Source organism: Streptomyces sp. NPDC012466 (assembly GCF_042955215.1).
GTDB lineage: Bacteria > Actinomycetota > Actinomycetes > Streptomycetales > Streptomycetaceae > Streptomyces.
The window spans coordinates 141,182-161,640 of sequence record NZ_JBIBEQ010000001.1; the positions used below are offsets into that span (position 1 = coordinate 141,182).

At 73.0% G+C, this 20,459-nt stretch carries 19 protein-coding genes; 5 read left to right on the forward strand and 14 right to left on the reverse strand.

What is annotated here, in order from left to right:
• Positions 1–27: 27 nt before the first annotated feature.
• Both ACFY9E_RS00650 and ACFY9E_RS00655 read right to left on the reverse strand, forming a co-directional pair.
• Complete coding sequence (locus ACFY9E_RS00650; RefSeq protein WP_390977937.1) at positions 28–1,005, reverse strand: pyridoxal-phosphate dependent enzyme; 978 nt, start codon at positions 1,003–1,005, stop codon at positions 28–30.
• Positions 1,002–1,682, reverse strand: a complete 681-nt coding sequence (locus ACFY9E_RS00655) for a PAS domain-containing protein (RefSeq protein WP_390977939.1) — start codon at positions 1,680–1,682, stop codon at positions 1,002–1,004. The genes ACFY9E_RS00650 and ACFY9E_RS00655 overlap by 4 nt, the downstream gene beginning before the upstream one ends.
• 177 nt (positions 1,683–1,859) lie before the next feature.
• Between ACFY9E_RS00655 and ACFY9E_RS00660 the strand changes: the two genes are divergently transcribed.
• Genes ACFY9E_RS00660 through ACFY9E_RS00670 form a run of 3 tightly spaced genes read left to right on the forward strand, consistent with a single transcriptional unit; the run spans position 1,860 to position 4,503 of the window.
• Entirely contained in the window at positions 1,860–2,780 is a 921-nt protein-coding gene (locus ACFY9E_RS00660) for a metal ABC transporter solute-binding protein, Zn/Mn family (protein ID WP_390977941.1), read from the forward strand.
• Positions 2,777–3,625, forward strand: coding sequence for an ATP-binding cassette domain-containing protein (locus tag ACFY9E_RS00665; RefSeq protein ID WP_390977943.1), 849 nt, complete (start codon positions 2,777–2,779; stop codon positions 3,623–3,625). The genes ACFY9E_RS00660 and ACFY9E_RS00665 overlap by 4 nt, the downstream gene beginning before the upstream one ends.
• On the forward strand, positions 3,622–4,503 hold the full coding sequence (locus tag ACFY9E_RS00670) for a metal ABC transporter permease (RefSeq protein WP_390977945.1): 882 nt from the start codon (positions 3,622–3,624) through the stop codon (positions 4,501–4,503). The genes ACFY9E_RS00665 and ACFY9E_RS00670 overlap by 4 nt, the downstream gene beginning before the upstream one ends.
• 7 nt (positions 4,504–4,510) lie before the next feature.
• Here the strand turns inward: ACFY9E_RS00670 and ACFY9E_RS00675 are convergent, their stop codons facing one another.
• The 4 genes from ACFY9E_RS00675 to ACFY9E_RS00690 are packed head-to-tail and all read right to left on the reverse strand — an operon-like array spanning position 4,511 to position 9,751.
• Positions 4,511–6,208: an amidohydrolase family protein gene (locus ACFY9E_RS00675; protein WP_390977947.1), complete on the reverse strand. Its 1,698-nt coding sequence runs from the start codon at positions 6,206–6,208 to the stop codon at positions 4,511–4,513.
• A 30-nt stretch (positions 6,209–6,238) separates the two neighbouring features.
• Positions 6,239–7,222 (reverse strand): ABC transporter permease, encoded by a 984-nt coding sequence (locus tag ACFY9E_RS00680; RefSeq protein WP_390977949.1) that lies wholly within the window; start codon positions 7,220–7,222, stop codon positions 6,239–6,241.
• Positions 7,219–8,727 carry an ATP-binding cassette domain-containing protein gene (locus ACFY9E_RS00685; protein ID WP_390977951.1) on the reverse strand — a complete coding sequence of 503 codons (1,509 nt, stop codon included), beginning with the start codon at positions 8,725–8,727 and terminating at the stop codon, positions 7,219–7,221. The genes ACFY9E_RS00680 and ACFY9E_RS00685 overlap by 4 nt, the downstream gene beginning before the upstream one ends.
• Before the next feature lie 10 nt (positions 8,728–8,737).
• Positions 8,738–9,751, reverse strand: a complete 1,014-nt coding sequence (locus ACFY9E_RS00690) for a substrate-binding domain-containing protein (protein WP_390977953.1) — start codon at positions 9,749–9,751, stop codon at positions 8,738–8,740.
• Between the two features lie 208 nt (positions 9,752–9,959).
• On the opposite strand from ACFY9E_RS00690, the gene ACFY9E_RS00695 reads away from it, so the two are divergent.
• Complete coding sequence (locus tag ACFY9E_RS00695; RefSeq protein WP_390977955.1) at positions 9,960–10,979, forward strand: LuxR C-terminal-related transcriptional regulator; 1,020 nt, start codon at positions 9,960–9,962, stop codon at positions 10,977–10,979.
• A 15-nt stretch (positions 10,980–10,994) separates the two neighbouring features.
• Here ACFY9E_RS00695 and ACFY9E_RS00700 read toward each other — a convergent pair whose 3' ends face one another.
• A complete protein-coding gene (locus ACFY9E_RS00700; protein ID WP_390977958.1) occupies positions 10,995–11,936 on the reverse strand; it encodes a TIGR03619 family F420-dependent LLM class oxidoreductase in 942 nt (313 codons plus the stop codon).
• Positions 11,937–12,040: 104 nt separating this feature from the next.
• On the opposite strand from ACFY9E_RS00700, the gene ACFY9E_RS00705 reads away from it, so the two are divergent.
• Positions 12,041–12,613 carry a MarR family transcriptional regulator gene (locus ACFY9E_RS00705; protein WP_390977960.1) on the forward strand — a complete coding sequence of 191 codons (573 nt, stop codon included), beginning with the start codon at positions 12,041–12,043 and terminating at the stop codon, positions 12,611–12,613.
• A 14-nt stretch (positions 12,614–12,627) separates the two neighbouring features.
• Here ACFY9E_RS00705 and ACFY9E_RS00710 read toward each other — a convergent pair whose 3' ends face one another.
• The 7 genes from ACFY9E_RS00710 to ACFY9E_RS00740 form a co-directional block, all read right to left on the reverse strand.
• Complete coding sequence (locus tag ACFY9E_RS00710; RefSeq protein WP_390977962.1) at positions 12,628–13,323, reverse strand: gamma-glutamyl-gamma-aminobutyrate hydrolase family protein; 696 nt, start codon at positions 13,321–13,323, stop codon at positions 12,628–12,630.
• A complete protein-coding gene (locus ACFY9E_RS00715) occupies positions 13,320–14,810 on the reverse strand; it encodes an aldehyde dehydrogenase family protein (RefSeq protein ID WP_390977964.1) in 1,491 nt (496 codons plus the stop codon). The genes ACFY9E_RS00710 and ACFY9E_RS00715 overlap by 4 nt, the downstream gene beginning before the upstream one ends.
• Before the next feature lie 63 nt (positions 14,811–14,873).
• A complete protein-coding gene (locus ACFY9E_RS00720; protein ID WP_390977966.1) occupies positions 14,874–16,334 on the reverse strand; it encodes an amino acid permease in 1,461 nt (486 codons plus the stop codon).
• 138 nt (positions 16,335–16,472) lie between these two features.
• Positions 16,473–17,075 (reverse strand): TetR family transcriptional regulator, encoded by a 603-nt coding sequence (locus tag ACFY9E_RS00725; RefSeq protein WP_390977968.1) that lies wholly within the window; start codon positions 17,073–17,075, stop codon positions 16,473–16,475.
• Positions 17,076–17,133: 58 nt separating this feature from the next.
• Complete coding sequence (locus tag ACFY9E_RS00730) at positions 17,134–17,979, reverse strand: fumarylacetoacetate hydrolase family protein (protein ID WP_390977970.1); 846 nt, start codon at positions 17,977–17,979, stop codon at positions 17,134–17,136.
• The gene (locus tag ACFY9E_RS00735; RefSeq protein ID WP_390977972.1) at positions 17,972–18,892 is read right to left on the reverse strand and encodes a 3,4-dihydroxyphenylacetate 2,3-dioxygenase; all 921 of its coding nucleotides are present in this window, start codon (positions 18,890–18,892) and stop codon (positions 17,972–17,974) included. The genes ACFY9E_RS00730 and ACFY9E_RS00735 overlap by 8 nt, the downstream gene beginning before the upstream one ends.
• A complete protein-coding gene (locus ACFY9E_RS00740) occupies positions 18,885–20,348 on the reverse strand; it encodes an aldehyde dehydrogenase family protein (RefSeq protein ID WP_390977974.1) in 1,464 nt (487 codons plus the stop codon). Before ACFY9E_RS00740 ends, ACFY9E_RS00735 begins: the two co-directional genes overlap by 8 nt.
• Positions 20,349–20,459 lie beyond the last annotated feature (111 nt).

Sequence of the window (20,459 nt, forward strand, 5' to 3'; positions counted from 1 at the left end):
TCCGTCCGACCGACGGGCGGCGCCATCTCAGCGGGAGCCGCCGCAGAGCTCGGCGAAGCGCCCGGCGTCGATGTTGCCACCGGTGATGATGACGCCGACCCGGGGTGGAAGCGTGCCCGCGCGGCCGGTGAGCAGGGCGGCCAGTGGGGTGGCGCCGCTCGGCTCGACGACGATCTTCAGGCGTTCGAAGGCGAAGCGCATCGCGTCCCGGATCTCGTCGTCGGTGACCAGGACGACCTCGTCCAGCAGCCGCCGGTTGACCGAGAAGGTCAGCTCCCCGGGTGTGTGCAGGGCCTGGCCGTCGGCGATGGTGTGCGGGACCGGGACGCTGACGCGTCGGCCGGCCTCCAGCGAGCGTTTGGTGTCGTCCCCGGCCTCCGGTTCGACGCCGATGGTCCTGATGCCGGGGTGCAGGGCCTTGGCCACGGTGGCGCTGCCGGCCATCAGCCCGCCGCCGCCGACGGGCGTCAGCAGCGCCCCGAGCTCCCCCGCCTCTTCGAGGAGTTCGAGAGCGGCCGTGCCCTGCCCGGCCATCACGTGCGGGTGCTCGTACGGCGGGATGAGGGTGAGGCCGCGCTCGGCGGCGAGGGCCTCGGCGATGGCGACGCGGTCGCCGGTGTATCGGTCGTACGTGACGATCTCGGCGCCGTAGGCGGCGGTGGCCGCGCGCTTGGACGGCGGGGCGTCCTCGGGCATGACGATCACGGCGGTGGTACCGAGCTCGCGGGCGGCCAGGGCGACGGCCTGGGCGTGGTTGCCCGAGGAGTAGGCGGCGACGCCCCGGGACAGTCGCTCGGGGGTGAGGCGGGAGGCGGCGTTGTAGGCGCCGCGGAACTTGAAGGCGCCCACGCGCTGGAAGTTCTCGCACTTGAGGGAGATCTCGGCGCCGGCGAGCGCGTCCAGGGTCCGGGAGCGCAGTACGGGTGTGCGGTGGGCGACGCCCTTGAGCCGGGCTGCGGCGTCCCGGACGTCGTCGAGGGTGACCGGTGGGGTGGTGGTCGTCACGCGGGTCCTCCGGTGGCGGTGTCGTGGGTGGCCCGGGCCTGGGCCAGGTAGTGGTAGGCGGAGGCGCGGGAGATGCCGAGCCGGGCGGCGACCTGCTCGACCGCGCCGCGCACGGCGAAGACACCGCGGGTGTCCAGCCCGCCGAACAGTTCCAGGCGCTCCGCGCGGTCGAGCTCCGCCCAGCTGCCCCGCTGCTTCGACCGGTGGGCGTCGAAGAGGGCGTCGACCACGGAGTCGATGTCGTTGCCGAACGTGGTCGTCGGCAGCTCCGCCGGGGCGGCGCCGAGTCCGGCGAGCGCGCCGAGCAGGCCGTGCACCTGAGTGACGGCACCGACGTCCACGTTGACGCAGAGGGCGCCGAACACGGCGCCCGAGGAGTCGCGCAGCACCATCGTGGAGGACTTCACCAGCGTCCCGTTCCTGGTGCGGGTGACGTAGTTCAGTTCGTCGGACGCCTCGTCGCCGCGGGCGAGGACGCGCATGCCGATCTCGCTCATCGCGCCGCCGACCGTTCGCCCGGTCACCGATCCGGCCACGGCGACCACCGACTTGTCCGGGGTCCGGTAGTCGTGCAGCACGACGTCGCACACCGGCCCGAACGTGGCGGCGATGCCCTCCACGACCGGTGTCAGCGCCGCGAGGATCGCGTCCCGTTCGGTGTTCAGTTCGCCGGTCATCCCGTCTCCTCTCACCTGCTCCACATTAGACGATCCGTCCAGCAGTTGGATAGTCAGTCCAACCGATCCCCAATAGTTGGCAATGGTTTTCACATGACTTCGGCCGCAACCCGCTTTTGACATTCATTCCCATCTAGCGTGACGCCCGACGAACACCGTGCACGCCCTGGAGGAGCCATGCCCCTGTCCACGTCCCGCCGCCTCGCGCTGCTGACCAGCGCGTCACTGGCCCTGCTCGCGGGCTGCGGCAGCTCGTCGGACTCCACCGGCGCCGAGAGCACATCGGACCGTGTGGCCGTGGTCGCCTCCACGAACGTCTACGGCGACATCGCCCGGCGCATAGGCGGCGACCGGGTCGACGTCACCTCGGTCATCAGCGACCCCGACCAGGACCCGCACTCCTACGAGGCCAACCCCCAGAACCAGCTGGCCCTGTCCAAGGCGAAGGTGGTCGTCGAGAACGGCGGCGGCTACGACGACTTCGTCGACCGCATGCTGAAGAGCGGCCACAACGACTCCGCCGAGGTGATCAACGCGGTCCGGGTGTCCGGCAGGACCGCGCCCAAGGGCGGGGAGCTCAACGAGCACGTCTGGTACGACTTCCCCACCGTCGCCAAGGTCGCCGACCGGATCTGCGCCGCCCTCGCGAAGACCGACCCGGACGACGCCGCCGCCTTCGAGAAGAACACCGCCGCCTTCAAGGCGAAGCTCGCACCGCTGGAGGCCGGGGAGGCGCGGATCAAGAAGGAGCACGGCGGTGAGGCAGTCGCCATCACCGAACCCGTGCCGCTGTACATGATCGAGGCGAGCGGCCTGGTGAACCGGACGCCCCCGCAGTTCAGCGAGGCGATCGAGGAGGGCGACGACGTCTCCCCGCGCATCCTCCAGGAGAGCCTCGCCCTGTTCGGCGGCAAGAAGGTGAAGGCACTCGTCTACAACGAGCAGACCTCCGGCCCCCAGACCGAGAAGGCCGAGGCGGCGGCCAAGGCGGCCGGCATCCCCGTCGTACCCGTCACCGAGACCCTGCCGAAGGGCGAGGACTACCTCGGCTGGATGACCGCCAACGTCGACGCGCTCGCCGGAGCGCTGGCCAAGTGACCCCGATATCCCGGCAGGACGGCCCGCCTGTCATCGGTCTGCGGGGAGCCGCCCTGTCCTACGGCGACCGCGAGGTGTGGAGCGGTCTCGACCTCGACGTACGGCCCGGGGAGTTCCTGGCCGTGCTGGGCCCGAACGGAGCGGGCAAGACCAGCTTCGTCCGGGCGCTGCTCGGCCGGCAGCCGCTGTCCGCCGGCACCCTGACCGTCCTCGGCCGGCCCGCCCGCGAGGCCGCCCGGCACATCGGCTACATCCCGCAGCAGGCGGCGCTGTCCGCGCAGGCCACGCTGCGCGCCCGCGACCTCGTCCGGTTCGGCATCGACGGCCACCGCTTCGGACCGCGGCTGCGCACCGGCGGGATCCGCCGCCGGGTGGACGAGATCCTGGAATCGGTCGGCGCCTCCTCCTACGCGGACGTCCCGCTCGGGATGCTCTCCGGCGGCGAACGGCAGCGCGTGCGCATCGGGCAGGCCCTGGCGACCGACCCGCGCCTCCTGCTGTGCGACGAGCCGCTGCTGTCGCTCGATCTGCACCACCAGCGGGCCGTCACCGAGCTGATCGACGCCCGGCGCCGCGCCCACGGCACGGCGGTGGTGTTCGTGACGCACGAGATCAATCCGGTGCTGGGCATGGCCGACCGGGTGCTGTACCTGGCCCGCGGCGGCCACCGGGCCGGCACCCCGGACGAGGTCCTGACCTCCGAGTCGCTGTCCCGCCTCTACGGCACCCAGGTCGACGTGCTGCGCGTCCGGGGCCGGGTGGTGGTCGCGGGAGCACCCGACGAGACGCCCGGCCCGCCGCACCACCCCGAGCGGCTCCACGAGACGGACGGAGTGGGCGTATGACACTCGCCGACGGGATCTGGCACCAGATCTTCGACTTCACCGACTACGGCGAACTCCTCGCCCTGGTCCGCAACTCCCTCCTCGCCGGCGTGGCGCTGGGCCTGGTGGGCGGGCTGGCCGGGGTGTTCGTCCTGATGCGGGACCTGCCGTTCGCGGTGCACGGCATCAGCGAGCTGTCCTTCGCCGGGGCGTCGGCGGCACTGCTGCTGGACGCGAACATCGTGGCGGGCTCGATCGCCGGTTCGCTCCTCGCGGCCGGTGCCATCGGCGTCCTGGGCAGCCGGGCCCGGGACCGCAACTCGGTGATCGGCATCATCATGCCGTTCGGACTGGGGCTCGGTGTGCTCTTCCTGGCCCTCTACAAGGGCCGGGCGGCGAACAAGTTCGGGCTGCTCACCGGGCAGATCGTCGCCGTGGACACCCCGCAGACGGCGTGGCTGCTCGGCACCTCCGTCCTGGTGCTGGTGGCCCTGGCGGTGATGTGGCGGCCGCTCACCTTCGCCAGTACCGATCCGGACGTGGCGCAGGCCCGCGGGGTACCGGTGCGGGCGCTGTCGTTCGCGTTCATGCTGGTGCTCGGGCTCGCGGTCGCCCTGTCGGTGCAGATCGTCGGTGCGCTGCTGGTGCTCTCCCTGGTCGTCACCCCGGCCGCGGCGGCCGCCCGTGTCACCGCGTCGCCGGTGCTGCTGCCCGTGCTGAGCGTGCTGTTCGCCGTGACCTCGATCGAGGGCGGCATCCTGCTCGCACTGGGCAGCAGCGTTCCCATCAGCCCGTACGTCACGACGATCTCGTTCACGATCTACGTGGTGTGCCGGGTGGCCGGCCGGTACCGGAACCGGCGGTGGGGGGCACGGCGCACGGCGGTGCCGGCGGCCTGAGGCCGCCTCACCGTTCGAAGACGACCTGCCCGTCGAACACCGTGAGATCCACCTGCACCTGAGTGATCTCGTGCGGGTCGAGGTCCCGCAGCGGCCGGTCCAGGACGCACAGGTCGGCGGCCCGGCCCGGTGCGACGGTGCCCTTCCAGTCGTCGGCGAAGTCCTGCCAGGCGGCGGTGGAGGTGTAGGCACGCAGGGCGTCGGCGAGGGAGACGCACTGCTCGGGGCCGCTGGGGCGGCCGCTGGCCTTGGACTCGCGCAGCATCATCGAGGCCACGCCCTGACGCCAGTCGGGCTCGGTGATGGGGGCGTCGGAGCTGGCGCAGACCCGCACCCCGGCGTCGAGCGCGGAGCGCACCGGCCACTGGTAGGCGGAGCGTTCGGGACCGACGACCTCGTCCATCAGGTCGGAGATGGTCCACTTGATGGCGGGGTTCATGTTGACGCCGTAGCCGTGCGCGGCGAGCTTGGCCAGGCTGCCGGGACTGATGAAGTCGCCGTGGATGACGTAGTGGCGGGCGTCGGGGCGGGGCACGGCCGTGTTCGCCGCGAGGAAGGCGTCCACCACGAGGTCGATGGCGCGGTCGCCGGTGACGTGCACGCCGAGCTGGAAGCCGGCCTCGTGGCCGAGCCTGATCATCTCGCGCAGTTCGTGCTCCTGGAGCGCGGGTGTGTCGCCGTGCACGCACAGGGCGCCGTGCCCGCCGTCCGGGTACGGCTCGCTCATCCACGCCGTGCGGTTGGGCGGGACGCCGTCGGCGAAGATCTTGACGCCGATGGCCCGCAGCAGCCGGGGGTCGGCCGACTCGGGGCGGCGCAGTTCGGCCAGTCCCTCGCGGACATCGGCGGCTGAGCCGCCCATGGGGGCCGGCAGGAGCAGGACGCTGACGCGGGCCCGGAGTTCGCCGCTCGCGGCGAGGTCGGCGTAGGCGGTCCAGTTGTCGGTGCTCAGGCCGCCGAAGAGGGAGCCGGCCCCGCCGGGGCCGAGGCCGGGCTCGGTGTAGCTGGTGATGCCGCGGGAGTGCAGCTCGCGGATCACGCCCTGGATCGCCTCGCGCCGCTGGGCGGGGGTCGGGGCGGGCAGTGCGGCCTGGACGAGCCGCCCGGCGGCCTCGCGCAGGATGCCGGTCGGCCGGCCGTCGGGGTCGTGGTCGATGACACCGCCGGGCGGGGCCGGGGTCCCGGCGTCCACGCCGCAGCGGCGCAGGGCTTCGGAGTTGACCCACACCATGTGCGAGGAGAAGTCCGTCAGACAGACCGGGTGATCGGGCGCGACCGCGTCCAGGTCCCGCCGGTGCGGGAAGCGGCCCGGGTCGGCCAGGCACTCGGCGAGGTAGCCGGGGTCCCAGCCCAGGCCGATGATCCACTCGCCTTCCGGTGCCTGTCGTGCCGCCCGGCCGATCACCGCCGCGATGTCGGCGAGGGAACGCACCGCCGGGTGGCCGACGTCGAGGGCGAACGGCGGTTTCGTCATGCCGTAGGCGGCGCCGTGCAGGTGCGAGTCGTTGATGCCGGGCAGCACGGTCCGGCCGCCCAGCTCGACGATCCGGGTGCCGGGCCCGGCCAGGGCGCGCATCTGCGTGTCGCTGCCGACGGCCAGGATGTCCCGGCCGCGCACGGCCACGCCCTCGGCGACGGTGAACCCGGCGTCGACGGTGAGGACCTGACCACCGGTCAGGACGAGGGTGGGGGCGGTGTCGCTCACGGATGACCTCATTTCGGGGGGAAGGGCGGGTCAGCGCCCGGGGCGGGGTGCGAAGTACGCCAGGGCCGCGCCGGCCACCAGCGCGGTGCCCTGGGCCATCTGCTGCCAGAACGTCGGCACGTTCAGCAGGGTGAGGCCGTTCTGCAGGCCGCCGAGGAAGAGCACGCCGAGCAGGACGCCGAGAATGGAGCCGGAGCCTCCGGTGAGGGCGACGCCGCCGAGCAGCACGGCGGTGAGCACGGTCAGTTCGAATCCGGCGCCGGAGGTGCCGGCCACCACGCTGTCCAGCACCGACGCCTTGATGGCCCCGGCCAGGGCAGCGGCCACACCGGTGGCGACGAACAGCGCGAACGGGGTGCGGCGGACGTGGATGCCGGAGAGGTGGGCGGCCTCCCGGTTCACGCCGATGGCGAAGACGTGCCGCCCGGCCGGGGTGAGCGCGAGGAACAGGGCGCCCGCGGCCAGCACGAGCGCCGCGATGACGACGGGCGCGGCGATCCCCGCGACGCGGGCCCCGCCGATCCAGGCGAACCCGGAGCCGAAGCCGCTCAGCGGCAGCGGGAACAGTTGCTGCGCCAGGCCGCGTACGGCGGTCAGCATGCCGAGGGTCACGATGAACGCGGACAGGCCGAAGTAGCAGCACAGGACGCCGTTGACCGCCCCGACCAGCGCCCCGGCGGCGAGCGCCCCGAGGAGCGCGACGGCGGGTGACTGGTGGTGCTGCCCGGCCAGCCAGCCCCCGACCAGCCCGCCGAGGGCGAGCGTGGAGCCGACCGACAGGTCGAGGTAGCCGCTGATGACGAGCAGGGCCAGCGGGACCGCGACGATGGCGAGGGTGGCGGCGTCGGTGGCGATGCCGCTCAGGTTGCCCGGATCGAGGAAGCTGCCCGTGGTCAGCTGGAAGACCAGCACCATGGCGACGAGCACCACGAGGAGCGGGTTGCGGCGCACCGTGGCGAGCCCTCCCGTGGCGATCGGGCGGGGCCGCGGCAGGGCCGGGTCGGCGGTGGTCATGCTGCTCCTTCGGCGGTGAGGGGGTCGTGGACGGCCGACAGCAGGGCCTGTTCGGTGAGTTCGGCGCCGGAGAGTTCGCCGGTGATCCGTCCCCCGGCGACGATCAGGCAGCGGTCGGCGAGCGCCACGATCTCCTCGGGGTCGCTGGAGGCGAACAGCACGGCGGTGCCGCGTTCTTCGGCGAGGGTGGACACCACCCGGTAGATCTCCTGCCGGGCACCCACGTCGACGCCCTGCGTCGGCTCGTCCAGCAGCAGCACGTCCACGTGCCGGGCCTCGTTGACCCAGCGGCCGAGGACGAGCTTTTGCTGGTTGCCGCCGGAGAACGCGCCCGCCGGCAGCCGGGGGCCGGGCGGGCGCAGCCCGACCGCGGCGGCCAGCGCTGCGAACACCCGCCGCTCGGAGCGCAGCGCCCTCACCCCGTGGCGGGACAGGGACCGGACCGAGGGGAGCAGCGCGTTGTCCTGCGCGGTCATCGAGGGGAACAGGCCCTGGGCCCGCCGGTCCGCCGGTACGAGCGCGATCCCGGCGGCGAGCGCGTCGGCCGGCCGGGCGGGGGTGACGGCACGGTCGCCGACCCGGATCGCGCCGGCGGTGGCACGGCGCCTGCCGTAGAGGGTCTCCAGGATGCGGGTGCGGCCCGAGCCGATGAGCCCGAACAGGCCGACGCGTTCGCCTGCGCCGACGGTGAGGCCGACGGGGCCGAAGCCGGGTCCTTGGAGGGCTTCGGCGACGAGACGGGGTGGGGTGGCGGGTCGCCGCGTTTTCCGTACGGTCTCCGCCGGCCGGCCGGCGATCGCCTCCACCAGCTCTCCCCGCGTCTGCCCCGCGACCGTCGCGTGGTGGGCCACCCGGCCGTCGCGCAGCACGGTCACCGCGTCCGCGAGCCGTTCCACCTCCCCCAGGAGGTGGGTGACGTAGACGATGGCGAGCCCCTGGGTGCGCAGGTCCTCGACGCGTTCCGCCAGGGCGTCGGTCTCGGCGCCGGACAGGGCTGCCGTCGGTTCGTCGAGGACCAGGACGGAGGCGCTGCGGCTGAGGGCCTTGGCGATCTCCACCAACTGGCGCTGGCCCATCGGCAGGTCTCCCACCCGGTCGCGCGGGGAGCAGGTGGCGGCCACCCGCTCCAGCAGTCCGGCGGCGACCTCCTCCTGGGCGCGCCGGTCGATGCGGCCGTGCCGGGTCCACTCCTGGCCGAGAAAGACGTTCTCCGCCACGGTCAGAGCGTCGACCACGCTGAGCGTCTGGAAGATGATCGCCACGCCGGACGCGATGGACTCGCGTGGGGTGAGCCGGGTGTACGGCGTCCCGCCGACCTCGATGGTGCCGGCGTCGGGCGGGTGGGCGCCGCCCAGGCACTTGATGAGGGTGGACTTGCCCGCGCCGTTGTGGCCGAGCAGGGCGTGCACCTGGCCGGCGGGGACGGTGAGGTCCACACCGTCGAGGGCCCGGACACCGCCGAAGGACTTCGTCAGTCCGCGGATGCGGAGGTTCGCGGTCGTCATGGCGTCGGCCCTAGGCGTTCTGCGCGAGCAGGGCGTCGATCTCGGCGGTGTCGGCGCGCTGGACGAGTGTGATCGGCACCTGGGCGCTGGGGTTCGCCTTTCCGGCGGCGACCGCGCGCGGCACGTCGACGACGGCGGCCGCGATGTCCTTCGGCGCGAGGGCGGCGGAGGCCCGGTAGAACGTGCCCTGCTTGACGGCGAGGAGGGAGGGCGCGGAGCCGTCCTGCCCGCCGACGAAGGTCTTGGCGTCGTCCTTCGCCCGGCCCGCCTGCTGGAGTGCCTTGAACGCGCCGTACGCGGCGGCGTCGGTGACGCCGAGGACGAGGTTGAGGTCGGGGTGCTTGGCGAGGATCGCCTTCGTCTTGGACAGGCCCGTGTCCGGGTCGATGGACTGCTCGCGCGCCACGACGTCGACGCCGGGTGCCGCCTTGGTGAAGGCGTCGATCATGCCCTTGGTCCGTTCGCGGCCCAGCTCGATGGTGCTGTCCGTGAGGAAGGCGATCTTGCCCTTGCCGCCGAGGTGCTCCTGGGCCCACCGCGCCGCTGCCGCGCCCAGCAGGGTGCCGCCCTCGCGGAAGCTGAACCGGATGTCGGCGCTCTGGTGGTGCAGGGAGCCGCCGTAGGTCACCCAGATCAGGCCGGCGTCGAGGGCCGCCTTGGCGAGGGGCTCGGCGGCCTCGAACACCATGGGGAAGGACACGATCGCCGGGACCTCGCGGGCGACCCAGGTGTTGAGGTTGGTGGCCTGGGTGTCGGCACTGGCGTTGTCACTCGTCGTCAGCAGCGAGATGCCGTGCCGCTCGGCCTGGGCGGTGGAGAGCTTCACCAGGGCCGAGTAGATCGGGAGCTGGGTGAAGGGGTAGTCGAAGCCGATCTTCGTCAGGCGGGTACCGCCGGAGGGTGATGAGGGGGTCGTCGCGGCGGCCGTGTTCTGCGGAGCCGAGCATCCGGCGGCCGTCAGCGCTGTGGCGGCGGACAGGGCGAGGAAGTGTCTGCGCGAGGCGGCGTACGGGGGTGGGGTCATGGCGGGGGCTCTCCGAGGGGGCGGGCCCGACTGGAGCGGGCGTCCGGCTGTGCCGAACAGGAAAGACCCGACGGGGCCCGCCGCACCATCCGTACAAATACCGACCGTCGGGACGGCGGGACCGCGGTGAACCCTTGCCGGGCACGGACAGGACCCCTATCGTTAGGCCCCAAACGACATTGCTGTCCGAGCCGCCCGGAGGCTCGCCATGACCAGCCACCACCAGATCGCGGCAGCCGCCCGCATCGGCATGCTCACCCGCGAGCGCGACACCGCCTCGGCCTCCGCGCAGGCCCTGCGCGAACTCGCCCGCGCGCTGCCCCTGGACGCGGCGACCCTGCTCACGATCGACCCGCTGACCGGCTCCCACGTGCAGATCGCGAGCATCGGCTACACCGCCGAGGCCTCGCAGGCCCTCGCCGGGGAGTTCGTCGCGACCCCGTGGTACCGCAACGTCGTACGGCGGGAGCTGCCGCCGTCCATCTCGGAGGACGCCGAGGACGCCGGTCCGCGCTTCCGGCACGGCTGGTTCTACGCCGAGCGGGTCCGCCCGGCCGGTTTCCGGGACGGCGTCACGGGAGCGCTGCGGCACCGGGGCCGGCTGGTGGGCCTGGTCCATCTGTCCACCGAGAGCGCGGACGCCTACGACACCGACGCCCGGCTGCTGCTCGCCTCCGTGATCCCCGCCCTGGCCGCCTTCGCCGACCCGCTGGCGCACGCCGGCGACCTGCACGGCCTGGCGGAGGCGGACGCGGCGAGCCTGGTCACCGGCGACCGTGTCATCGACCTGCCCGGCCGCGACCGGCCCCTGGTACTGCGGGAGGAGGGCGGGTTCGGCGCGCTGCTGCGCGCCTTCACCGGCACGGGCGGGCAGCGCCTGCGGCTGCTGTGGCCGGCCGGCGGGAGCTGGCGGCGGGTCGTTGTGCACCGGCATCCGGCCGGGCCCGGCCTGGCGGCGGACGCGGTGCTGGTGCACGAGACGCCCACGGAACTGCCGTACGGGCTGAGCCCCCGGGAGCTGGAGGTGCTCACCCGGGCGGCCACGGGGCAGACCAACCAGGCCATCGCGCAGGCACTGTTCCTGTCCCCGCGGACCGTGCACAGCCACGTCGAGCACCTGCTGCGCAAGACCGGCTGCGCCTCCAGGGCCGAGGCCACCGCGCTCGCGGTGCGGGACGGGCTGCTGCGGCCGGACCCGGATCACCTGGCGCGGTTCGTCGAGCGGTGATCCGGGCCGGGAGGGTCAGGACGTCAGGGCCGCGACGCGCCGCATGACCTCGCGGCAGAACTCCCCCACGCCGTCGGGGTCGTCGATGAACTGGTTCGGCTTGACGCAGAACGTCGTGAAGCCCTCCTCCAGTTGCTCCGGGATCACGGAGAGCGCCGCGCCGAGGTCCGCCGGGGAGCGGTCGTCGGGGAAGACGGCACGGGTGCCGCCGATCATCTCCAGATCGGCGCTGTCCCGCCCGGCGGCGGCCATCGCCTCCTTCAGCGCCTGGAGCTCCTCGGACGTGGGCCGGCCGAGCGGGTGGAAGCCGTGGCCGTACCGGACGAGGCGGCGCAGGACCGGGCCGTGCAGGCGCTGGCCGCCGAACCACAGCCGGGGGCCTTCGGGGCGGTGGGCCTTGGGCTCGAACCAGACGTCCCGGAAGGGGTAGTGCGGCCCGTCGTGGGAGAGCGGTGACGGGCCCCAGGCCTTCGCCCACACCTCCAGGTGCTCGTCGAGGAGCCGCCCCCGCCGGGCGAACGGCACGCCCAGCGCGTCGTACTCGTCCTTGCTCCAGCTGACCGTGGGCTGCACGACGAGGCGGCCCTCGCTGATCAGGTCGAGGGTGCCGAGTTCGCGGGCGAGCACCAGGGGGTGACGCAGCGGGGCGAGGACGGCCGCGGCGGCCAGGCGCAGCCGGGAGGTGACGGAGGCGATGGCGGCGAGCAGCAGCAGGGAGTTCGGCCAGGGGGTGTGGGGGTCCTGGTTGCCGGGGAGGGCGTAGTCGCGGGGGTTGCCCATGATGCCGGCGGCTGCCGCGTCGGGGCCGAGGACGATGTGCTCGCTGACCATGACGGCGTCGAAGCCGGCGTCCTCCGCCTCGCGGGCCCAGCGGACGGCGGCGGGCAGATCGGCCCGGCCGCCGGTGAGGGTCCAGTTCTCACTGAGGACGAGGAGCATGCGGGCAGGGCTGGGCATGACGGGTCTACCTTTCGACTTCGTACAATTTGAATCCGAACGATCGGGCGGCGAGGTTGAGCCGCCCGCGCGTGAAGCGTCGCGACCAGACGAGGGAGCCACCCGTGCCGGGGCACCGATCCATCACCGAAGCCGAGAAGCTCGCCGCGGCGAAGCTCGGCGGTATTCCGATCCGCCGGGAGCAGATGGCGGCGGTGGCGAACATCTACCGGGCCGCGTCCGCGGTGCGGCAGCACCTGGAGAACTCGGTGCTGCGCGGTTCCGACCTGACCTGGACGGCCTTCGTGGTGCTGTGGGTGGTCTGGGTGTGGGGCGAGTCGGAGACCCGGCACGTGGCGGAGGAGGCGGGGATCTCCAAGGGCACGCTGACGGGTGTGGTGCGCACGCTGGAGTCCCGGGGCCTGCTGCGGCGCGACGGGCATCCGACCGACGGGCGTCTGGTGCTGCTGAGCCTCACCGCGCAGGGCGAGGAGTTCATGGCGCGGGTGTTCCCGGCGTTCAACGAGGAGGAGGCCTTCGTCACCGCCGGGCTCAGCGACGCCGAGTGCCGCCGGCTCGCCGAAGGGCTGCGCAGTGTGGTGCTCCAGGTGGAGGAGCACGGCGAGGAGCGGCGGCAGTCGCTGCGGGGCGGCGCCGAGCCCGCCCCGCGGCGCAGCGGGCGGCGGCCCCGGGCCTGATCCCCGCCGCCCCCTCACCGGGTCGCGGCCCGCACGAGCGCGTCGAACAGGCCCTGCTGGGCGGGGTCCTCGTGGGCGGTGTCCTCCGGGTGCCACTGGACGGCGGTGAACCAGCCGTGGGCGCCCGGGAGTTCGAGGGCCTCGATCGTGCCGTCGGCCGCCCGGGCCGTGACGCGCAGGTCCGTGCCCAGGCGGTCGACGCGCTGGTGGTGGTAGCAGGACGCGTCCGCCTTCTCGGCGCCCGCGGCCCGGGCGACGAGCGAGCCGGGCTCCAGGGTGACGGGGTGGACCAGGTGCCGGTGTTCGCGCCCGGGGCCGCCCATGTCCTGCTCCAGGGTGCCGCCGAGGGCGACGTTGACGACCTGGAGGCCGCGGCAGACGGCGAGCAGCGGCAGACCCGATGCCAGGGCGTGGCGGGCCACGTCGAGGTCGAAGGTGTCCTGGAGGGTGTCGACGTCGTAGACGGCGTCGTGGGTGTCGGCGGCGCCGTAGCGGCAGGGGGCGAGGTCGCCGCCGCCGGGGAGCAGGACGCCGTCGAAGCGGGCGAGCCGGGCGGCCGTGCCGGTGTCCGCCGGGTGGATGCCCGCCGGTTCTCCGCCGGCCCGCCAGACGGCCTCGATCAGGGCGCGGGCGTTGACCTCGGCGGCGTACCGGAGGGCGGAGGTGGTGGCGGAGAAGCGGGCGGGGACCGCGATCAGGGGGCGGGTCACAGCTGGATCCAGGTGGTCTTGAGCTCGGTGTACTTCTCCAGCGCGTGGGCGGACTTGTCGCGGCCGTTGCCCGACTGCTTCATGCCGCCGAAGGGCACGCTCAGGTCGCCCTCCTCGTAGCAGTTGACCCAGACCGTTCCGGCCTTCAGCGCGCGCGAGACCCGGTGGGCGGTGGACAGGTCGGAGGTCCACAGCCCGGCGGCGAGGCCGTACTCGGTGGCGTTGGCCAGCCGGACCGCCTCGTCGAGGTCGTCGAAGGCGAGCACGGACAGGACGGGGCCGAAGATCTCCTCCCGCGCCAGTCGCGAGCCGGGGTCCACACGGTCGAAGACGGTCGGCTCCAGGTACGTCCCGCCCGTCTCGGCGAGGACGCGGTCGCCGCCGGTGCGCAGCCGGGCACCCTCGTCGACGCCCTGGCGGATGTGGTCGGCCACCCGGTCCAGGTGCGCCCGGCCGACGAGCGCGCCCATCTCCGTCTCCGGGTCGAGCGGGTCGCCCACCTTCAGTTCGCGGGCCCGCCGGACGACGGCCTCGGTGATCCGCTCGGCGATCGAGGAGTGCACCAGGAGCCGGGAGGGGGCCGTGCACATCTCGCCCTGGTTGAAGAAGATGCCCCAGGCGGCGGTCGCTGCCGCCTTCTCCAGGTCCGGGGCGTCGGGCAGCACGATGTTGGGCGACTTGCCGCCGAGTTCGAGCCAGACGCGCTTGAGGTTGGAGTCGGCGGAGTAGCGCAGGAAGTGGCGGCCGACGGCGGCGGAGCCGGTGAACGCCAGGACGTCGACGTCCGGGTGGAGGCCGAGGGCGCTGCCCGCTGTGGGGCCGTCGCCGGTGACCACGTTGAGCACGCCGGGCGGGAGGCCGGCCTCGGTGGCGAGGCGTCCGAGGAGCAGGGCGGAGAGGGGGGAGTTCTCCGAGGGCTTGAGGACGACCGTGCAGCCGGCCGCGAGAGCGGGGGCGACCTTCCAGCCGGCCAGGGTCAGCGGGAAGTTCCAGGGGACCACCGCCCCGACCACCCCGGCGGGTTCCCTGGTGACCAGGGCGAGGGCGTCCGGGGCGGTGTGCGGCGACTCGTCGGTGAGCTTGTCCGCGAGCTGGCCGTACCAGCGGAAGGTGTTGATGACGGCGCGCAGTTCGATGCCGTACGCGTCCGTGATCGGTTTGCCCATCTCCAGACTGACGGTGAGGGCGAGTTCCTCGCGCCGCTCCTGAAGCAGGTCGGCGAGGCGGAGCAGGGCCCGGCCCCGGTCGGCGGGGGCCAGGCGCGGCCACGGGCCGGTGTCGAAGGCCCGCCGGGCGGCGGCGACGGCCGCGTCCACCTCGGCTGTGCCGCCGTCCGCGACCTCGGCGAGGACCCGGCCGTCCCGCGGGGACACGACCGGGAACGTCGCCCCTGCCCCGGCCTCCTCGGCGCCGTCGATGTGATGGCCACCGGAGAGCTGGAACGCCTCGGCGCGGCGCAGCCACTCGTCGTGCGGGACGGCCGGCATGGCAGATCTCCTTTGGTCTCAAACGATATGGGTACGGTGGTCCGCGGACGGCGGCGCGTGCGGTCAGCCGTCGGCGGCCGCCGCCGCCCTCCCCCGCACCCGCGCGGCGGCCAGGCCGAGCGCCATGACGACCGGCACGGACAGCGTCAGCCACAGGGCGGTGGTGCGCTCGCCGCCGATGAGGGTGGTGAAGTTGGCCAGGATCAGCCAGATCGCCCCCGCGATGCCGAGCGCGCCCAGGGCGGGTGCGATCAGCGTGTTCCAGAGGCGGGCGTCGAGGCGGCCGCGGCGGAAGAAGACGACGACGGACACCGAGGTCAGCAGGTACAGCAGCATCATCGCCAGGACGGCGACCCCGCTGAACCAGGAGAACAGCGTCAGCACCGGGTCCTTGCCCGCCAGCGCGAAGGGCACCACCAGCAGGACGGCCAGGACGGTCTGGACGCACCCGGCAGCCCAGGGGGCGTGGCGGCTGTTGAGCCGGCACAGCCGCAGCGGCAGCAGCCGGTCCCGCCCGAGCGAGAACAGGTAGCGGTTGGCCGAGTTGTGGAAGGTGAGGATGCCGGCGAAGAGGGACGTGGCGAGCAGGACCGGCAGCACGTCACCCACCCAGCCGCCGAAGTCCGCCGCGATGGGCGCGAAGACGAACCCGGCACCGTCACCGCCCTCCAGGGCCTTGCCCGCGGCCGCGGTGGCCTTGGAGGCGCCGTAGGAGGAGACGAGCATCCAGGAGACCAGGGCGAAGAAGCCGGTGACGACGACGACCGCGAGGTACGTGGCCCGCGGCACCGTCTTCCGGGGTTCGCGCGCCTCCTCGCCGTAGATGGCCGTGGCCTCGAAGCCGAACATGGAGGCCACCGCGAACATCACGGCCACACCCGGCGCGCCCTCCAGGGCTGCGGACGGGGAGAAGCTGTCGGCGAGGCCGAGCCCTTCGGGTCCGCCACCCTTGAAGAGGGTGACCAGAGCGAAGACCGACAGGATGCTGAACTCCGCGAGGACGAACACGGCGAGCACCTTGGCGCCCATCTCGACGCCGGCCGCCCCGAGCGCCTGCACGACGGCCACGGTGGCCAGCGTCCAGACCCACCACGGCAGGTCGAGGCCGGTGTGGCTCGCGACCAGTCCGCTCACGATGGAGCCGTAGAGGCCGTACATGGCGGCCTGGATGGTGCAGTAGGCGAAGAGCGCGAGTCCCGCGCTGCCGATGCCGGTGGTCCGGCCGAGGCCCTTGCCGATGTAGGTGTAGAAGGCGCCCGCGTCGACCACGTGCCGGCCCATGGCGACGAAGCCGACCGAGAACAGCAGGATCACCAGGCCCGCCACCAGGTAGGCGGCGGGGACGCCGGGGCCGTTGCCGAGGGCCACGGCGATGGGGGCCGCGCCGGCGATGCCGGTCAGCGGGGCCTGGGCGGACAGGACGAAGAAGAGGATGCCCAGGACGCCGAGGGCGTTGGGCTTGAGCGTGCCTGCGGTGGGCGCGTCCGGTTTCGCCGCGTGCCGGGAGACCGTCTGACTGTCCACTCGGATCACCTGCCAAGGGGGAGGAAGGATCGTTTCAGGCCAAACGAGTTGCCTCATCGTGAGGCGGAACTATCCGTTTGGCAAGGGGTGAGGGCCGAGGAAATCCAGCGCCGCGGTGCGAGGGAGGACAGGGGGAGGTCAGGCCTCTTCGTCGCGCCGCTCGGCGAGCAGCCGCAGCACCGAGCGCAGCTCGTCCAGGGCCTCGTCGATGATCTCGCGCTCGCCGAAGACCAGCTGGTGCAGGACGAGTCCCTCCAGCGTGGCGAAGACCATCCGGGACAGGCCCTCGCCGACCGGGCCGGGCAGCATCTGGGTGAGTTCGCGCCGGGTCGCGCCGAAGTACTCGTCGTACAGCGACCGCAGGTGGGCCAGGAGCTCGGGGCGGCGCCGGGCCTCCAGCAGCAGTTCGTACTGGAACGCCTGGAGGTCGGGACCCGACTCGACCATGTCCGTCAGGCCGACCGAGAAGTCGGCGGCCTCGCCCGTGCCCGGTTCGAGGGCGCTGCTGTTGAGCGAGGAGCGGATGGCGTGGGCCACGGCCTCCTCGATCAGCGCGTCACGGGAGCCGAAGTGGTGCACGACCAGGCCGTGGGTGACCCCGGCCTCGTCCGCCACGGCCCGGTAGGTGAGCCGGCGCAGACCGCCCCGGGCCACCACGCGCACGGCGGCCTCCAGCAGGGCCTCACGGCCCGTGCCGTAGTTCACACGCTTGCGGGGTCGGCGCCCGGCGGGCTCGGTCATGCCCGTGACCCTACCGGGGGCGTCGTGCCCGGCGGCGGGGCGGCCGGGACTCACGTCGTCATCGGCGCGGGGGGCGGATGCCACGGAACTCCCAGTCGCCGCCGAGAGCGGTCGACAGGACCTCCTCCGACTCCGTGGGCCGGGCGCCCACGTCCGTGCGGATGGCGGTCGGGCCGGTGACGATGTGGTTGGTGAGCCGGCCGAGTCCCTCGACCTCCACCTCCACGACGTCGCCCGGCTGGACGGGCCGCGAGTTGGCGGGCGTACCGGACAGCAGGACGTCCCCGGGGTACAGGGTGATGGTGCGGGCGATGTCGGCGACGAGGTAGTGCATGTCCCAGGTCATCTCGTCGGTCGAGCCGTCCTGCACCACCTCCCCGTTGACGTAGGTCCGCAGCCGCTTGCCGTGGAAGTCCCAGTCGGTGACCAGGCCGGGGCCGAGCGGGCAGAGGGTGTCGGAGCCCTTCACCCGGAGCATGGACCCGGCGTCGGTGTCGCGGAAGTCGTGCAGGCCGTAGTCGTTGGCGACGGTGTACCCGGCGATGTACTCCCCCGCCTCGTCCGGCGGGACGTTCCGCGCGGTCCTCCCGATGACGATGGCGACCTCGCCCTCGTAGTTGAGCCACTTGCAGCCCTCGGGCCGGACGACCGCGCCGCGGTGGGAGTTGAGGGCGGAGGTCGGCTTGTGGAAGTAGGTCGGGGTGTCGGGAAGGTCGATCCGGAACTCGTCGACCCGGCTGCGGTGGTTGAGGTGGACGGCGATCACCTTGCTGGGCACCACCGGCGGCAGGTGCGGGGCGTCCTCGGTCTTGACGCGGCGGCCGTCCCCGGCGACGAGTTCGTCACCGTCGACGGTGACCTGGACGGCGGCGCCGTCGAGGAGGATGCGGCGGTACTCAGGCATGGTCGGACTCCTGTGCGGGGGTGTGGTCTGCGGTCCAGCCACCGTCGGGGCGGTCGAACCAGAGGTGGGCCTGGCCGGTGCCGACGGAGTTCTCGTACGAGCCGTACGGGCGGGCCTTGGCGGCACAGGCCCGCTCGCCGAGGGCGCCGGCCATCATCAGGTAGTGGAAGAACTTCGCCTCGGGCTTGTGGCGCCAGAACTCGTCCATCGTGTCGAGGACCTTGTCGTGGCGGCCCTCCTTGAACCAGGCGATGCGTTCGAGGTCGGCGGCACGGGCCTCGGGGGTGCGGATGTGCACCGGGTCGCTGGCCTCGTGCTCGCGCAGTTCGCGCAGCGGCCAGAAGGTGTGCGAGAGGGCGCCGGAGGCGATGAGCAGCACCCGCCGCCCGGGCGTCGCGGCGATCCCGTCGGCCAGGGCCCGCCCGAGCCGCAGATGGTCCTCCATGTCGCCGGTCTGGCAGACGCCGATGGTGACCCACCGCTTGTCGGGCAGCCCCTCGCCCAGGTACTTCCAGAGGTTGAGGGTGGCGTAGTAGATCGGCAGGTACGCGTCGTCGATCGGCGTGATCCAGGTGCCGTGCTTGTCGGCGAACGCGGCCACGTTGTGGGCGAGTTCGGGATCGCCGGGGAAGTCGTAGGGCATCCTGCACATGCCGCGCGGCAGTTCCTCGGAGGTGAAGAGCCCGGCCCGGCGCGCTTGCGCGGTCACGACGAACTCGACGGTGGTCGCCCAGTGCGAGTCCAGGACGACGACGGTGTCGTAGTCGTCACGTTCGAAGACGTCCCTGCGCAGCTGCCGCAGCCCGGTGACGAGGGTGATCTCCTTGCCCTCGTTGAGCTCCAGCCGGTCGGCCTCGGGCAGCACGATGGTGGGCACGTGGGCGAGCAGCCCGGCCCCGACGATCTCACCCATGGTCCTGGTTCCATCCCTTCGGGGCGGTGACGGTGTTCTTCAGATCGCAGTAGAAGTCGAAGCTCCAGGTCCCGCCCTCGCGGCCGACCCCGGACTGCCGGGAGCCGCCGAAGGGGGCCCGGAGGTCACGCACGAAGAAGCAGTTGACCCAGACGGTGCCGGCGACGAGCCGCGCGGTGACCCGCTCGGCACGCTCCCGGTCGCCGGTCGCGACGGTGGCGGCCAGGCCGAACCGGGTGTCGTTGGCGAGCCGTACGCCCTCGTCCTCGCCGGGGAAGGTCTGGAGGGTCAGGACCGGCCCGAAGACCTCCTCCTGCACGATCTCCGCGTCCTGGGCGACGTCGGTGAGCAGCGTCGGCGCGTAGTACTGCCCGTCCTTGCGGTGCCCGCCGATGACCGCACGGGCCCCCGCCTCGACCGCCCGCCGCACGAAACCGTCGATCTTCTCCAGCTGGCGGGGGTGGATGTTGGGCCCGATGTCGGTGCTCTCGTCTCGTGGATCGCCCTGCCGCAGGGCTGTGGCCTTCTCGACGAACCGGCGGGTGAACTCCTCGGCGACCGGTTCCTCGACGAGCAGCCGGGTGGCGGCCAGGCAGACCTGCCCGGCGTTGTCGTACTGCTCCACGGCGAGGTCGACGGCCAGGTCGAGGTCGGCGTCCGCGAACACCAGCAGCGGTGACTTGCCGCCGAGTTCGAGGCTGAGGGGGGTGAGGTTCGCGGCGGCGGACTCGGCGATCCGCTTGGCCGTCGGCACCGACCCGGTGAAGCTGATGCGGCGCACGTCGGGGTGGGAGGTGAGCGCGTCGCCGATCTCGGAGCCGTATCCCTGGACGACGTTGAGGACACCGGCGGGCAGGCCGGCCTCCGCGGCGATGTCGGCCAGCAGGGAGGCGGTCAGCGGGGACCACTCGGCGGGCTTGAGGACGACGGTGTCGCCGGCGGCGAGGGCCGGGGCGACCTTCCAGGTGGCCAGCATCAGCGGCGCGTTCCACGGCGTGATCAGCACGCAGGGCCCGGCCGGGTCCCAGCTGACGTGGTTGGTGTGACCGCGCGTCTCGAAGTCCTCGTGGTCGAGCCGGAGCAGCCAGTCGGCGAAGAAGCGGAAGTTGTGGGCGACGCGCGGCATGACGCCCCGCCGGTGGGAGCGCAGCAGCGCCCCGTTGTCCGTGGTCTCGACGATCGCCAGCTCTTCGATCCGCTTCTCGACACCGTCGGCGATGGCGTGCAGGATGCGGGCGCGTTCGCCGCGGGGGGTGGCGGCCCAGGCGGGGAACGCGTCCCGTGCGGCGGCGACAGCGGCCTCGGCCTCGGCGGGCCCGCCCCGGGCGATCTCGCCGAGTGCGCCGCCGTCGATGGGAGAGTGATCGGTGAAGGTCCCGGCTGAGGCGACGCGCTCGCCGCCGATCCAGTGCCGGGTGTCGACGGGAACACCGGCGACGGTGATGTTGTCGGACATGAGAAGAGTTCCATTCGACGAGGGGTTACTGCACGTCCTCAGGGGCGCGGGGCTGTATCGACATGCGGCTCCGCCGCGTGGGCGCGATCAACCACGACGAGACCCGCTGCC